The sequence below is a fragment of the Clostridium sp. CTA-7 genome, assembly GCF_054768095.1.
The window spans coordinates 136,825-153,985 of sequence record NZ_BAAAAV010000001.1 but is presented as its reverse complement, the minus strand read 5'-3'; the positions used below and the strand labels follow the sequence as shown (position 1 = coordinate 153,985).

Here is a 17,161-nt window from a genome sequence, read left to right as displayed (position 1 = left end):
CCTGAATTTTATTCGTCACTCTTCCCAACGCCAGATAATACTAATCCCTTATTATGATCTAATGCCCAACTAATTCCCCAATCATTTTGGAATATAAGGATATTTCTATCTTTGAAGTCTTTAACCTTTTTAGTATCTGAAGTTAGATTTAATTTATCCATATCAATATCTTTGTTTTCTATCCATCTTACATATCTAAATGAAAGTCTATCCATCTTTATATCAACGTTGTATTCATTCTTCAATCTATATTCTAGAACTTCAAATTGAAGTACACCAACAACTCCAACTATTATTTCTTCCATTCCTATAAATAGTTCTCTAAATACTTGAATTGCTCCTTCTTGAGCTATTTGAGTAACTCCCTTTACGAATTGTTTTCTCTTCATTGTATCTACTGGTCTTACTCTTGCAAAGTGCTCTGGCGCAAAGGTTGGAATTCCTTCAAACTTAAACTTCTTTGATGGTGCACATAAAGTATCTCCTATTGCGAATATACCTGGGTCAAATACCCCAATTATGTCTCCTGCATATGCTTCTTCTACGATTTCTCTATCCTGAGCCATAAATTGTTGTGGTTGTGCAAGCTTTATCTTCTTGCCACCTTGCATATGATAAACATCTTCCCCTTTTTCAAACTTACCTGAGCATATTCTCATAAATGCAATTCTATCTCTATGAGCTTTATTCATATTTGCTTGTATTTTAAATACAAAGGCTGAAAAGTTATCATCAAATGGATTTATTTCTCCTATGCTTGAATTTCTTGGTAGTGGTGATGTAGTCATTTCTAAGAAATGTTCTAAGAATGGCTCAACACCAAAGTTTGTTAAAGCTGATCCAAAGAATACTGGTGTTAATTCTCCTGATTTAACTTTTTCTAAATCAAGCTCATCTCCAGCTATATCTAAAAGTTCTATATCTTCCATTAACTTATCATGAAGCGCATCTCCTAATATTTCTCTAAACTTAGGATCGTCTACTGAACCTTCTACTGCATCTACTTCACTTTGACCGTGATTTCCTGCTGAAAAGGCTATAATTCTATTGTTATCTCTTTCATATACACCTTTAAACTCTTTACCTGAGCCTATTGGCCAGTTCATTGGGTATGTTTTTATTCCAAGCTCATTTTCTATTTCTTCTAATAATTCAAATGGATCTTTAGATTCTCTATCCATCTTATTAACGAATGTAAATATAGGCATTTCTCTAAGAGATGCAACATGGAATAGCTTTCTTGTTTGATCCTCTATACCTTTTGCTCCATCTACTACCATAACAGCACTATCTGCTGCCATAAGAGTTCTATATGTATCTTCTGAGAAATCTTGGTGACCTGGTGTATCTAATATGTTAATACAATGTCCTTTATAGTTAAATTGCATTACTGAGGAAGTAACTGAAATCCCTCTTTGCTTTTCTATTTCCATCCAGTCTGATACTGCATGAGTAGAAGCCTTTCTTGCTTTAACTGAACCTGCAAGCCTTATAGCTCCTCCGTATAACAAGAACTTTTCTGTTAATGTTGTTTTACCTGCATCTGGGTGAGATATGATAGCAAAGGTTCTTCTTTTTTCTATTTCATTTATATAATCTGCCAAAGTAGCTTCCTCCTTAAAATTAAGTTAAGTTTTATCTCTATTTCTCTAGTTATTCATTATACCCTAAAGTTATATAATTTAAAATGAAAATTTTATTACAACATTCCAAAAAGAGCTTTTCATTAAATAGCAGAAGAGCATAGTCTGGCTTTCTATTAAGAATACCATACATGCCCTTCTTCTATGCTTGTATCAAATTAGATTAAATTTTCATCTTTCTTCTTAAAAGTTAATGCGAAAATTCCAAGTGTACTAATTACTAATCCTAGAATCAATACATTAACACTAGTTTCATCTCCTGTCTTTGGTAATTCTGGAACAGTTGAAGGATTTCCAAGCTCTTTATTCATTAACTTTGTAATATTAACAAGAGCATTCAATGCTTTATCAACATCTTTTTGTGTTACGTTATCATCCTTTATAACTTTTTCTGCTGTTTTTAATGCTTCCTGATATTTTTCCCAATTTTCTTTTGAATGATTTTCTTCAATATAATAATTTAGGCATTCTTTGTAGAATTCTTCTAACTTAGACTTATCCACTTTAGAAGCTTCAGGTGTTTCTGTTTCTACATCTATTAGATTGCCTTTCGCTATCTTTAATTTTGATAGAGCTTTATCTACTTCTGATTGTGTTGATGCATTTTTATATACACCTTTTGCTTCTTTTAATGCATTTATAAAGGCATTTTTCTCTGCTCCATCTTGATATTTATCTAAGTCAATCTTTTCATATTCTGCAATTACATTTCCTAATTCGCTTCTGTCAACATCTTCTTCTACGTCTAGCAATTTTAATGCTGCTTGTGCTTCTGTAAGAATTTTCACTGCATTATCTATTTCATCTTGTGAAACTGAATTGTCAATTAAAGCTTTTGCATCTTCTAGTGCTTTTACAAAGGCCTCTTTTTCAACTCCATCTTTATACTTAGTTAAATCAACTTTTTCTGAATTTTTTATAGTCTTTTCTAATTCAGTATAATCTAATTTTTGTTTTTCAACAGTTACTGTACTCTCTGCTATTAGACCTGCTGCATTTGTTATTTTAATCTTAGCAGTGCCTGAGCTTACTCCTGTTAAAACACCATTTTGATTTACTTTTACTACATTCTCATCAGAAGAGCTCCATACAATACCTTTTAGAACAGTATTTTCTGGATGCTTAGGAGTTAATGTCACTTTCTCACCTATATTTAGTGTCACATCTTCTAAAGTTGCTGTATCTGCTACCTTTTGTAGGATAATTGGTGCAACTTCTGCTATTGCTGCAAAATTACCTTTACCACTTTCTACATAAATTTTAATTGTTTTTGCAGTAAGTGTTTTATTAAACTTAGAAGTTATCCATGCTCCTCCTTGTGTATTTGAATCTGGAACAGTAATAGAATCTGAAGTTTCTAAAACATTTCCTTCTGAATCTAGAATTTCATATTTGTATTGTTGTACAATACCATTATTTGCACTTGGTCTTTGTTGGAATTTAAATCCTCCAATTTCCATTCCCGTTCCTAAATCTACAGTTAAAATTGCTGGATTTTCCTTACTTACAACAAAGCCTGTACCACTCCAATTTGAGTGCCAGAATGTAGAAGAATCTCCATCAGTAGTTGCAGAAGCCACTCCACTTCCTGCTCCTTCACCTGTAGGTTCTTCTGTATTTGCACTAGAACTTATACCGCTTAATTCAGTTCTTGGAATATCTATTACAACATCATCTACAATTTCCACTTCAAATACAACTTCTTTTCCATCTGGAAGTGTTGCTATAATAGTTGCATTTCCTGCTGATAATGCTTTTACAACATTAGCATCTTTATCTACAACTGCTACTTTTTCATCACTTGAATTCCATTGGATTTTATCTAAACCACTTCCATATATTGTAGCAGTCTCGCCTTTGTAAAGATTTAAACTTGAAAGTGTAACTGCGATAGCATCCTTATCTTCTTCAATTAAAAGATTATCAAGGGTAAAATCTCTTTGTCCCATAGATCCACTGCCTGCTTTACTTCCATTTTCATAAAGGCCAATCCAAGTTTGTCCACTTCCACTGCCAATTACCTGCATTTTAACATGTTTTGTCTCTCCGCAAGCCTGTACAAGATACTGATCAGCTGCAGGTGCTGTATAATTTGTTCCATCTCCAATGACCATAGCATATGCTTTGTCTGGTCCTGATTGATAATCAAATTCGACGTTATACACTTTGCCTGCTTCAAAACGGAAATTTTGCGGAAGTGTTTGATAAATTATTCCAGTATTTGCATCGTGATGTTTTAATGACCAGTTTCCTGAAATTACATCATCAATTACTCTTCCATTCCATCCTGCTTGTGTATATGGCGCATTTAATTGTGATAAATGAGTTGCAGGGTCTGAAATTCCTTGTGCAGAACTTAATACAAATGGATATAATCCTTGTACTACTGTTTCAAAATCCTGCTTAAATGTTCCATCTTCTTGGAAGTTATTCAATGTCTTTTCTACAATACGGATATCATCCATATAAGTAGAGCCTTCTCCAGCTGCTCTAGCTAAAGTTAATTCTGCTGTATCCTTTTCTGCTGTGAATGAAATTTGCATACGTTGCATTTTACTTCCATTCTTTTGATCAGATTTTACATAGTTATTTAAAATAGAACGCTCAGTATAGTTAGAAACTGTCTTACTTCCTGTATTTACTTCTATAGTTGCCTTTTCATCACTATTATTCTCTACATATACTTCTGCTACATAATTTGTATTTTTCTTCAATCCTGAAATAGTTGTAGTTACAGATACATCTTCAGAAGGATTATTAAATGCTAGTCTTTGATCCCCTGTATTTGCCTTTTCTATTACAACTGATTCATCTTTTATATCTCCTGACCATTCATCTGAAGATAATTTTTCTCCTGCAGCATAACCATTAAATCCTGGATCTACTACATAATCCAATTGACCAAAGTCATTTTTTAGTTCTTTGATTTCAGAACCTTTTGCTAATACATATGCTGTTGCTGCTTTAGCTTCTAAAGTTATAGAACCGTTAGTTACAGGAACACTTATTTCATTTATACGTCCTTGGTCAGATAGTTCATACATTACAACATTTCCAAGCCCTTCCCATCCTGCTGGAAGTTCCCATGTTGTTTTTCCACCATCTAAATTCCAATGGTATAATTTTTCTGTTCCATCCTCATCTGTCCATGGTAATAAATACGTAACATCATTTAATACTACTTTACCATTTAAAGTAATTGTACGCTCAATATTATCATCATTTCTTTGTTCTTCATTTCTTGTTACAACAACTTTATCTCCTGCATCATTTTTTAATGTAATTTCTTTTTCATGATTTCCTACAGGTGATTGTCCTTCTTTATAATTTTTCCAATCAGTTACATTATAATGTTGTAAAAATTTAGTAGGTAGGTTTTGATTAAATGTTTGTAAAATATAGTCATTAAAGTCTCTATCTCCACCCCATCCTTCAAATCCATACAGTCTGTAACCTCCAAGTAATGGATTATCTGCTGTTCCTCCATATGCAGGATAATTCAATACTTGAGAATCTCTATGGTCATTTCTTATAAAACGGATAATATCGCTATTAAATCCTTTTGCACTTGCACCACCATAAGCTGCATCTGTTGACCAGTGTTGCCATGTAGAATCATATTCTCCTTGCCCACTAAACTCTGTTGAGAATCTCCAACCAAGAGAATTGATTTCTTTTGCAATATTTCTTGTTTCCCATGCATTTTGATACCATACATCAAGATATATGAAATCCATATTATTTTCGCGGCTTTCAGCATCAGCCTTAATTTCTTCTTTGCTTGCAGTTACTTCACCTTTTGAATCTTCTACAGCTAATGGCCATTCTCTAGTATAGAAATTTGTTCCATTAATACGATCATATAATTGTACAAGACGTTTCCATCTTGCTTGACTTGATAAATCCCAAAGCTTATCAATTACATGTGACTGATCTAGCCATCCCCATCCATTTGTAAATGGTTTTTGTAACATATCTTCATTAAATGAAGCTGCTTCTGGATATACTTCCTGTGCATTAACGTGAACACCAATTTCTGTATTATAATCATGTGCAATGTCAATTAATTTTTGGAAATCTTCTACTCCACCTTCACGCTCTGCAATATCTGCATATTCAGAGTTTGCAGAATCATGACCTTCATTTCCATATCCCTTTAACATAACTGATTGTGGAAGCCCATCTGTTGCAAGATATACTTTCTTAATATTATCAGCTGTTGTTAAATAAGGATTAGATGCCATACTTGCAAAGTTCATAACAATACGATAGTTAACCATATCCTTAATTACTTCTGATTCATAAGGCATATTCATAATATCACGGAACGCAAGGGCTCCATCATTCCAGTCAATATCTCCATCTCCATTTTCATCTGCTGCAATAGATACCTTTGTACATGGTAAATCACTTACTGGATAAGATTCATATTTGTTAGCTGCAGCTTGTCCCTGCTTATCTCCTAATTCATAATACCATGGTGCACTTGTAAGACTCATTGTATCTGCACCATTGTTTCTTACAACACGTTTATCTCCTTCAGCTTCTGAATTACTGAAAAGACCTGCACTTAACTTTTCATTTGTAAGGAATCCATATAAATAAGATTCTGTTTTTGATGGAACAAATCCATTTTCAAAATCAATAAATACGTCTCCACTTGCTGTTGTAGTTGTAGAAGTTTGTGCACCTGCAAAATTAGCACCTTCTTCTACAGCATCTACTGTTAAAAGATTTAACTGTGGAACATCAATAGTAGCAATCTTTGCAGAGCCTTCCGCCTTTGTAAGCTCTGTTACTTCCCATGTTAAATCATTTTCTTTTACGCTTACTTTTATTTTCATATCCAAATTTATGTTATTTTCAACATTTTCAACATGCATTGAATATATTCTAAAATCTGCTTCTGTCTTTTCAACTGTAACAGTTGGTTCAATTTTTATACCATTGATTGCTACAGTATTAAGTTTAGTTTCGTTACCACGCATATATTGGTCTTTTACTTCTACGCCATCTTTAAGTATTTGATATCTAGCAACAACAGGGAATGTTTTCCCAATATATACTTTCATTTCATCTGATGCAATAGTATCATACTCTGTTAAATCTAATCCTGCTTTTTCTTCTAATATAATATCTACTACATTGTCTTTATCTTCAACTTTTATAACCTTAGAATATGCATCATAACCTGGCTTTGTAACAGCCATATTATGTTCTCCAACTTCCAATCCATCAAACTGATACTTTCCATTTACATCACTCTTAACCGACTTTGTTCCTATACGTATAACTGCTTCTGGAATTGCCTTCCCATCTTTAGTTAAAACAGTTCCTGATATTGGTACAAGCTTTGAATATACTTCTTCTACTTTTTGTCCTGTACGCTCTGCACAGAATACCCAATTATCTTCCATAGTGCTTGTTCCATTGTATTTCACATCTGCAAATGAAATTGATGTTGCTCCATTTGTCTTTACACCAAATCTTCCTTTTCCGGAAGCCTTCTCAGCAAATGAAATTAAAGCTTGATTAGTAACTCTAACTGTAGTTCCATTAACAGTTACTGATAATGTCTCACGACTTAAGGATACAGACATTTGTAATTCTTGACCCTCTACAGGCTCTGGAAGACCTGAAATCTTTGGATAAGACTCACTACCATTTAACTTATATTGATAATACCACTTACTAGCTGAATCATATCCTACATATAACCAGTTGTTATCGTCTACATAAGTATAAAAAACTCCCCAGTTACTACTTGGTTTTACTTTTAGTGAAAGCTCACCGGCATCTTCCATCTTCTTATCATTATCAAGTAATAAAACTGGTGCTTTTGCAGCTGCATTGCCATAAGCATGTCCACCACCATTGTTAGCACCACCTGTCAATTTAAACCACTTTTCACCTTTCTCAGATGGCTCTTCCCCGTCTGAAACTACTACTGATGGTTCCCATACTTGACCTGCAAGGTTATCTTTATATAATGTCCAAGCATTGTAATCTGTGTACTTATTGCTTCCAACTGTTACATCGGAAAAATAGATATCAGTGTAAGCTGTTTGATATGCAGCTGCACCAAGTCCAATTTGTCCTGCTTGATCTTTTAAACTAACAAAATTAGCTGTATCAATTAGTGCTTCTCCACTCTTACCACTTGTCTTATTATCTACTTTTAGTTTAAGTCCATTTTCCTCATACTCTGCACTAATGTTTACGATATCATTTTGATTTAAATCTGGTAGTCCTGTAACTCCTTTATATTCTGAGCTACCATTCTTATACTCTATAAGCCAACCTGATGCTCCATCATATGCAACATATCCCCATTTGTTATCGTCTACATATTTTGTTACAAAACGAAATCTTGTATCTTTCTTTTCACTTCCTACTTTCATCTGAAAGCTAATTAACTCATTTGTAATGTCTTTTTTATCTGATAATACAAAAGCCTCTGGAGTCGCACTGCCGAAATGACCATTACCATTACCACTTCCAGCTTTTATATGTCCTACAATTTTTGGTGCTGCTAAAACATGTAAAGATGGCAATAGACATGTTGAAAAAAATACAGTAAACGCTATCAATGCGGACCAAAACCTTTTCATTCTCCCTTTTATAATATTAACCATATACATAAACTCCTTTCCTTTAGTTTAGATTTGTTATTACAATAAATTCTACCCAGTTCTTTTAGCTTTCCTCCTTTCATTTTTCTCCTTCATTTGCAAAATCCTCATCCTATCATTATAAAATGTGAATTATTTACTTTTATAATAGAAAGACTTCGCAAAATGTATCCCTTTCATTCGCCTTTGTCCTTTTAGAAATTTTTCCAAATAATGTCACTATGTAGTAAATTTGGACATACGACATACATAGTATGAGATAATTTTACATTATTTATTAGTAATAAAATATTATTATGTTAGTGAAAAATTATATTATCTTGCTGTATTTTCTTTTTTCTAGAATTAATTATCCTGTGTCATAAAAAACATAACATTTCTGAAATTAGATTCAATAAGGTGATTTCTTACCTTTAATTTATTATTTTTTTATTTCACATTAAAAGTGGCTCTGATTGAACACAAATCAATTATGATTATGTACAATCAGAGCCAAATATAAATGTTTCTTAATTATCTGTTTCTCTAATGTTTACTTTGTTATAATTTAATTCTCTTACATTCCACTTAACAAAAATTACAAGAGCAATATTGGCTACTGCTGTTATAAATAAAATTATTCCTATCGGTATTCCAAAATCTATGACTTGTCCATATAGTAATTGTCCTGGTGCTACACTTATGGTTGCTACTGCCGTTGAAAAGGCTGTTACACGGCCTAGCATTTCTATTGGCACTTCTTTTTGTATAAATGTTAATGTTAAGACATTTGATAATGAAAGAGACATCATTATTGCAAGTCCACCTATAGCAAATAATAATGCTATTGTATAGTTATTTGCTTTTATACTTCCTAAAGTAGACATTAGCAAAACTCCAACAATCATTGGAAAGTATGTATAATGGACCTTCTTCATTGAAAACATAGTTGGCTTTAAGCTTATCCAAAGTCCACCTAATATCATTCCTAAAACGCATATCCCCTCTACTATTCCATATACCTGTGAAGGTAATCCTAAGAATATATTTATAAAGTATGGTGCAACTATTGATAATATAGGAACTAAGAAAATATTACATAATGCATATGAAGCTATTATTCCAAGAACAACTTTTTTCTCTTTTGATAAATACTTGAAAGTTCTTCCCATATCTATAAAGGAATTTTTTATAAATTCCATTGATAGTATCTTGTCTTTCTTCTTTGTATTTTCCTTAATTTCTGTAGATGCTGCTGCTCTTTCTTCTAATTCTGAAGCTTGTGAATCTAATACTGTTGCTGCAACTTCTGTAGTTACTGTATTTTTCTCAAAAGTAACTACAACATTTGATTCTAGTTTTTCTTCATTTGCTACTACATCTGGAATGTCTAAGAATAATTCCATTATTGCAGAAGCAAAAAAGCTTATGGCATTTATTATAACTATTAATTTTATTCCAACTATTCCATAAAGAATACCTGCAAGTATTGGTCCTGCAAAGTTTACTATTGATCCCACTTGATTTATTATACCATTGGCACTTGTAAGTTTATCTTCTTCAACTATTTGAGGAATTGATGCTGTAACTGCTGGTCCATATAATGTATAGCATATTGATAACATAAACATTACTATAGCAACTATTACTTCATGATCCCTACCATTAAGCAATATTATTGCATATCCCCCAATTAAGATTGAGCAGAAGAAATCTAAGTAAACCATTATCTTTTTCTTATTTACACGATCTGATAACATCCCAGCAATTGGTGCAAATAAGATATATGGTATTGTTGATATTGCTAGTATATTTGCAAAGGCAGCTGTACTACCTGTAAATTCTAGTAAATATAAGGACATACTAAATCTTTGAATGGCATTACCAAACAAAGATATAATTTGCCCTATAACTATTATTGTAAAGTTTTTATTTTTCATGCTCCCCCCTTAGAAGTTCATATTCCATACATATTGGATATTCACCATTTTCACTCATTTGAAGGTTGGCATCTACCCCATATATTTCTTTTAGTGATTCTTTTGTTATTACATCTATTGGTCTTCCTTCACAAATAATCTTTCCTTTTTTAAGACCAATAATATTATCTGCAAATCTACAAGCATTGTTAAGCTCATGAAGAACTATTACTACTGTAATTTGCTTCTCTTTATTTAATTTTTGTAATACTTCTAAAACCTCAAGTTGATATGACATATCTAAATAAGTTGTTGGCTCATCTAACATGATAATATCTGTTTCTTGAGCCAAAGTCATAGCAATCCATGCTCTTTGTCTTTGCCCTCCAGATAGGTTTTCAACTTCTCTTTCTGAAAATTCTTTAAGGCCTGTTTCTTCTATTGCCCAGTCAATGATTTTTTTATCATGGCTATTTAATCCACCTATCATTTTTTGATGTGGAAATCTTCCATAAGCTACAAGTTCTCTTACTGTAAGTCCAGTAGGACATACTGGTCCTTGAGGAAGAAATGCTACTTCTTTTGCTATATCTTTTTCTTTTATCTTCTTTATATTTTTATTGTTTATAAAGATATCGCCAGACTTTGGTTTATTAATTCTTGATATACTCTTAATAAGGGTTGACTTTCCACATCCATTTGCTCCAATTATTATACTGATTTTTCCCTTTGGGATTGATAAGTTCATATTTTCAATTATAGTATTGCTTTCATATGCAACTGATAAATTCTTTACACTAATAGCTTCCATAATTATTTCTCCTTCATCATTAAATAAATAAAATATGGTACTCCAAATATTGATACAGTAATCCCAACCGGAATTTCAATTGGAGAAAATAGATTTCTTGAAACTGCGTCTGCAAGAAGAATTATTATAATACTTATTATTGCTGAAATTGAAACAAAGTGCTTATGATAAGGACCAACCAATCTCCTTGCAATATGAGGAGATATAAGTCCTAAAAATCCAATGTTTCCTGCAAAGGCTGTTGCAGTTCCTGCTAATATAACTGCATAACTTAAAAACTTTTTTCTTTCTTTTTCTAGGTTTAATCCAAGAGATATTGAAAGCTCATCTGAAAGATTTAAAACATCTAGTTTTTTATGGTTTAGTAAAACTAATATAAACATTAAAGTCACTATTGGAATTATTACTTTAGCATAACTCCATCCAGATCCCCAAAGGCTTCCAGATGTCCAAACTAAAACTCTATTATAATCAGAAACTCCTCCTCTAAAGGTAAAGAAGGTAATAAAAGCATTAAGTGCTGCATTCATGCCTATACCTATTAAAAGTAATCTTTTTGGCCTTATTCCTTTTCTGCTAGATAGCATATATATTATAAATGAAGAAATTGCCGCTCCAACTATAGCCATAAAAGGAAGAACAAAAATAGATAATGAGCCAAGCTCACTATAGTAATTTTCAGTTTTATATGTAATAAATAGAACTGCTGCAACAGCTGCCCCTGCATTTATCCCTATTATTCCTGTATCTGCTAAATCATTTTTTGTTATAGTTTGAAGTATAGCTCCTGCTGTTGATAAAGCAATTGCTACAAATACTCCAACAAGCATTCTTGGAAGTCTTATATTTAAAACTGCTGTATTTTGAAGCTTTGTTCCATTTCCAAGTAAAGTATTTATAACTTCATAAGGAGTTACTTTATATGTACCCCAGCATAATGTAACAAAAAAGGAGATAAGTAATAAACTCAATAAAATTATTAAAACTATTTTAAATCTTTTTTTCTTCATTATCCCCTCTCCTTTCTAGCTGCTGCTATGAAAAATGGTATTCCAATAAGTGCTGTAAATACGCCAATTGGAGTTTCATAAGGATCAAATAACATCCTTGCTGCTATATCTGCATAAGTTAAAAGAGTTGCCCCAAGTAAAAAAGAACAAGGTATATTTTTTCTGTAATCTTCACCTAATATTTTTCTAACTATTTGAGGTACAATAAGTCCAACAAAGGCTATATTTTTCCCAACTGCTACTGCTGCTGCACACATAGGTATAATAACCATTAATGTTGTAAATCTTATTTTTTCAGGATTTTGCCCAAGTCCAATTGCAACGTCATCTCCAAGATTTAAAATATTGATTTTAGGTGATAAAAAGATTGCTATAATAAGCCCTATGATTCCTACAAAAAATACTAATTTAAAATCTGACCAGCTTGTATTTCTAAATCCACCAGATACCCAAAATCCTATCATTTGAGATTGATTTGATAAAAGTCCAACTATAGTTGTTAAGGAAATAAAAAATGTACTCATAGCTGTTCCTGCTAAAAGTATCTTTGCAATTGAATTATTATTTGCTTTTTTAGATATAAAAGCTAAAACTATAAGACCTGTTATAAATGCTCCTATAAAAGAAGCTATCATAACATTTTTTGTATTTATTGTTATTCCTAAAGCATAAAAAATTGCTATCACTAAAGTTGCTCCTTGGCTAACTCCTAAAATTGATGGTTCTGCTATTGGATTTCTAGTAACACCTTGTATCATTGCACCTGTTACTCCTAAAATTCCTCCTGTGAATAATACAGAAAGTGCTCTTGGAATACGAACATCTCTAACTAACATAAGCTCAAGAGTTTCACTATAATTAAAGATACTATCCCAAATTTCTGAAAAACCAATATGAACAGATCCTAGCCTTATGGCTAGAACCAGTCCTATTATTAGAAGTAACATACTACAAATTGTAAAAACTATTATATGTTTCTTACTTTGTTCCATTTAACATTTCACCTATTTCGTCTACTAATAATTCTCTACCTATTGAGCTATAACCTTGGTTAAAATATGGTGAAGCTCCTAGTTTAACTACTTTACCTTCTTTAACTGCAGGTAAGCTATTCCAAATTGCATTGCTTTCAAGTTGAGCTAAGTCTTCATCAGTTGCCATTAAGAATATATAATCTGCTTTAATTGATGCTAAACCTTCATATGTAACAACTGGAAGGCTAATATCACTTTGCTGTGGCATTCCTTCTGGTTTCTTAAGTCCCATGTCTTCATATAATACACTACCAAATCCTGCACCATCAAATATAAAGAATTGTCCACCACTTGCTAAGAATGAAAGATATGTTGTATCTTGACCGTACTCTTTCTTAATATTATCTCCTGCTGCTTTTGCTTTTGCTTCATAATCTTCAAGCCATTTATTTGCTATGTCTTCTTTATTAAATAATTTTGCGAATGCCTTAACATCCTCTTTCCAATTTAATGCTTCTAATTTAATCATAACTGTTGGAGCAATTTCACTTAATTGATCATACATCTTTTCTTGAACTGTTGATATAACTATTAAGTCTGGTTTTAAGTTCATAACTGCTTCTATATCCATAGTATCTTGCATGCTATATCCTAAAATTTCTGCTCCTTTTAATGTTTCTTCTAAATATGAAGGAAATTTAGTATAATCATAAGCATCACTATTTGCAGTTCCAATTACTTTGTATCCTAAGATAGATAAAATATCACTATTTCCACTTAAGTCTACTATTCTTTGAGGATTTTCAGGTATTTCTACTTCTCCTCTTACATCTGTTACTGTTATAGTCTTTTCTGATGTCTTATTCTCTGTTGTACCACCATTTGCACTACATCCTACAAGCATAATTGCAGTAACACAAGAAGCTACTATTGTTTTTAATAAATTTTTCTTCATAATTTACCTCCATACATTTCCATAACTATTTTATTTACTACTTAATCTCTGTAGCGATTGTATATGATACTCATTCTCAATTCAATACTTGCAACCAATTTAATAATTTTATCATCTATTATGATAATTTTTTATTTATAAATAATCCATTTCTTTGATATAATAATTATAAAATTAAGTTACAAATGCTATTTTTTATTAAAAATAGTATTACCAAAACCAATATTTTTATTATGACTTTATCTATACTAAATAAAAAGAGAGAATATTTATTATTAACTTATAAGCCTATTCAGGAGGAAAAATGATATCAAAATCAGTACATGAATTTCAAAATGAAGTTTTAAGTAAAATGACTTTTTCGCCATTACCTATGGAAAATTACACTATATATAAAAATAAAGAAAGACCTGATCTTGGTTATTTTATTAAATACAGTCGTGAAGGATATTATGATTTTGGAATTGGTGACTACACTATTGCTGAAGATTTTTCACTTTCTTTTGACCATCAAGATGAAATAATGCGCTTTGGAACTGTTTATACTGGAGTTACAAAATTTAAAATAGAAAATAACCCTATTTCTTCATTTACTCCCTCTTCCTTTTTTGTTGTAGAAAAGAACTTAAAAGGGACGCAGGTTTGGAAAAAGAGACAGCACTTTCATGGAGCAGAAATAACAATTTATAAGAAGTATTTTGATGAAATTATTAAGCCAAACTTTTCTAATATTGTTGATTTTAATAGTTTCATTTTTAATTATACTTATCATTATCTTCCCCTTGAAATTGCTACTATTATTCAGCAATTAAGAAACTTAGCTCAAACTGATGCTTTAACCCCGCTATATTTAGAAAGTAAGATTTTAGAAGCAATTGCCTTAATATCAAAAGAAATTCATTCTTCACCCGAAAACACTTTTACTAATCAATTAAATTATGGCGATATTATGATTGGAAAAAATAGAAAGGTTACATTAACAGCCTCAGATGCTAATGCAATACAAAATGCCTATGAAATTTTGACAATGGAAGCTTGTAATCCTCCCACCATAAAAGCTTTAAGCAAAATGGTATTTTTAAATGAACAAAAATTAAAGGCAGGATTTTCAGCAAAATATCATATGTCAATTAGTCAATATACTAACTCAATTCGCATGACAATTGCCGAGAACTTATTATCAACAACCGACTTAAGCATTGAAGAAATTTCTAAAATTATTGGTTATAATTATTGTGGAAACTTTGTAAAAATGTTTAAAAAAGTACATGGAAAAACACCTCTAGCTTTTAGAAAAATCAAAGAATGAAAAAGAGGGAATTAAAAGTATAACATTCAAGCTTTTAATTCCCTTTACATAATTCAATTTTTTCTTTATATTTTTAATTTAAAAACAAATTATTGCTTTATATATAACTTTTTAGTGTAAATTAATAACATTCTTTTATATATTAACAACTTTTATTTAAACTCATTAAATTCTTTTCTAGCATATTCATGATGTTCCATGCAAGCCACTAATGGCATATCGTATCCATCCTCTGTAAAGTTTATTTCCGTTAGGCTTGTCTGCTTTATAAATGGCGGATCCCATAAAGTATCTATATCTCTTTTTTCTAATTCACATAAATAAGATTTTAAAGTTATTGTATGGGTTACTACTAAAACAGTTTTACCTTTTTCTTTTTCTAAAATCTCATTTATGGCTTTAAATGCCCTATCTTTTACTTCATAGAAGTTTTCTCCATCTCCTGTTGGTACATATTTTGATGGAACATTCCAAAAGTTGTAGTAATTTTCTTCTCCCATACTTTTCATTTCTTCTTGGTTTAAGCCTTCCCAACTACCTATTTTAATTTCTTTTAATCCATCATGAGTTTTAAGAAGTATGTCTCTTTCACCTTTTACTATTTTAGCTGTATCATAAGCTCTTCCTATCGGACTTGAATATATTACATCTATATGTAAATCTTTCATCCTATCGCCAAGCCACTTTGCTTGTTTTCTTCCAAGATCAGTTAGTGGTGAATTTCCCCATCCTTGCATTATTCCTTTTTCATTCCATTCTGTTTCTCCATGTCTTGTTAAATATAATTTAGTCATATGCCCTCCGTAAATTCTTATAATTATTGATTTATATAAATAGTAAAATAATTCATTTTTATATTAATTTAAAAAAATCTGAAAATTATCAACAATTAATATTTAATTATTCACAGTTTCCAGTTGATAAGTTTTCTTTTAGTGTTGATAATTTGTTAATATTTCATTTCTATAGTTTATATTTTCTAAACTTTGTCCAATAAGCTCGTCTTACTATTATATATTAATATAATTTATAATTAAATAAAATCTCATTATAAAAAAGTTGATATATGTAAGTTTACTTATTCCACCCTTTCACTCCAAGTCAACGTAAACTTACATATATCAACTTGAAAACTTAAAGAAGAAAAGTATAAAATAAATCTACTCTTAAGCATTGAGGTACTAAAAGCATTATATAATTACTTTTTTAAATTCTACACTTTTCTAAACATAAAAAAGAAGCTACCGAAACGTTAGCTCCTCTTCAATTATTTTTTATTTCGCCATATCTAGATTTATTTCCTGAGAAATTCCTACAATTTGTAGTATTTTTTCTGCTCTTTCTTTTGTTGGTCCTGTTATTAATGTATAGTTAACATTTTCTGCTTCTAAAAAGCTTAGTATAGCCTTGTCCACAGCTTGTGCAACTTCTTCATCTTGCCATCTTACACCATCTTTTGAATAACCAAATTCTCTTGGTACAAAGAATATATGGTCATACTTTGGTAAATCTCTTAAAGCTAACACATAAAGATCTTTTAATATTTCTATTTCTTTTGTTGTTCTTTTTTTATCACCAAGCATGAATCTAGCATATATGTATGGCACAAATGTAGCATAATCTGTAATAGCATAATCAAAATCATTTAAGCTTTCTTCTAAGTGAAGTTGTCCTAAATATATTCCATATTGTTCAGCTATATTTTCTATCATGCCTTTATCTCTTAAGTAATCTGTGCTATATTCTGTTGCTACACCTACATTTAAATCTTTTATTTTCATTTCTACATAAAGTTGTTGTATTAATGTAGTTTTTCCACATCTTGGCCCACCTAAAATGGCAATTCTCTTTGGCATTGCAAACCCTCCAAAAACTTCTATATGAAATTAAATTATTTTTCAAAACAGATTTTAATTATATCAATAATCT

At 31.1% G+C, this 17,161-nt stretch carries 10 protein-coding genes; 1 reads left to right on the top strand and 9 read right to left on the bottom strand.

The window, feature by feature from the left end:
* Window positions 1-8: 8 nt before the first annotated feature.
* From ACYUEX_RS00620 to ACYUEX_RS00590, 7 genes are all read right to left on the bottom strand, one after another.
* On the bottom strand, window positions 9-1,604 hold the full coding sequence (locus ACYUEX_RS00620) for a peptide chain release factor 3 (protein WP_411169782.1): 1,596 nt from the start codon (window positions 1,602-1,604) through the stop codon (window positions 9-11).
* A 197-nt stretch (window positions 1,605-1,801) separates the two neighbouring features.
* A complete protein-coding gene (locus ACYUEX_RS00615) occupies window positions 1,802-8,278 on the bottom strand; it encodes an endo-alpha-N-acetylgalactosaminidase family protein (RefSeq protein ID WP_460286094.1) in 6,477 nt (2,158 codons plus the stop codon).
* A gap of 506 nt (window positions 8,279-8,784) precedes the next feature.
* Window positions 8,785-10,194, bottom strand: a complete 1,410-nt coding sequence (locus ACYUEX_RS00610) for an MFS transporter (protein WP_460286093.1) — start codon at window positions 10,192-10,194, stop codon at window positions 8,785-8,787.
* Complete coding sequence (locus ACYUEX_RS00605; protein WP_460286092.1) at window positions 10,184-10,984, bottom strand: ABC transporter ATP-binding protein; 801 nt, start codon at window positions 10,982-10,984, stop codon at window positions 10,184-10,186. Before ACYUEX_RS00605 ends, ACYUEX_RS00610 begins: the two co-directional genes overlap by 11 nt.
* Before the next feature lie 2 nt (window positions 10,985-10,986).
* On the bottom strand, window positions 10,987-11,994 hold the full coding sequence (locus tag ACYUEX_RS00600) for a FecCD family ABC transporter permease (protein ID WP_460286091.1): 1,008 nt from the start codon (window positions 11,992-11,994) through the stop codon (window positions 10,987-10,989).
* Window positions 11,994-12,986: a FecCD family ABC transporter permease gene (locus tag ACYUEX_RS00595; RefSeq protein ID WP_460286090.1), complete on the bottom strand. Its 993-nt coding sequence runs from the start codon at window positions 12,984-12,986 to the stop codon at window positions 11,994-11,996. The genes ACYUEX_RS00600 and ACYUEX_RS00595 overlap by 1 nt, the downstream gene beginning before the upstream one ends.
* Window positions 12,973-13,923, bottom strand: a complete 951-nt coding sequence (locus ACYUEX_RS00590) for an iron-hydroxamate ABC transporter substrate-binding protein (RefSeq protein ID WP_460286089.1) — start codon at window positions 13,921-13,923, stop codon at window positions 12,973-12,975. Before ACYUEX_RS00590 ends, ACYUEX_RS00595 begins: the two co-directional genes overlap by 14 nt.
* A gap of 304 nt (window positions 13,924-14,227) precedes the next feature.
* On the opposite strand from ACYUEX_RS00590, the gene ACYUEX_RS00585 reads away from it, so the two are divergent.
* Window positions 14,228-15,232: a helix-turn-helix domain-containing protein gene (locus tag ACYUEX_RS00585; protein ID WP_460286088.1), complete on the top strand. Its 1,005-nt coding sequence runs from the start codon at window positions 14,228-14,230 to the stop codon at window positions 15,230-15,232.
* 152 nt (window positions 15,233-15,384) lie between these two features.
* Here the strand turns inward: ACYUEX_RS00585 and ACYUEX_RS00580 are convergent, their stop codons facing one another.
* A complete protein-coding gene (locus ACYUEX_RS00580) occupies window positions 15,385-16,026 on the bottom strand; it encodes a histidine phosphatase family protein (protein ID WP_411169773.1) in 642 nt (213 codons plus the stop codon).
* Between the two features lie 480 nt (window positions 16,027-16,506).
* On the bottom strand, window positions 16,507-17,088 hold the full coding sequence (locus tag ACYUEX_RS00575; RefSeq protein ID WP_411169772.1) for an AAA family ATPase: 582 nt from the start codon (window positions 17,086-17,088) through the stop codon (window positions 16,507-16,509).
* Window positions 17,089-17,161: the final 73 nt, after the last annotated feature.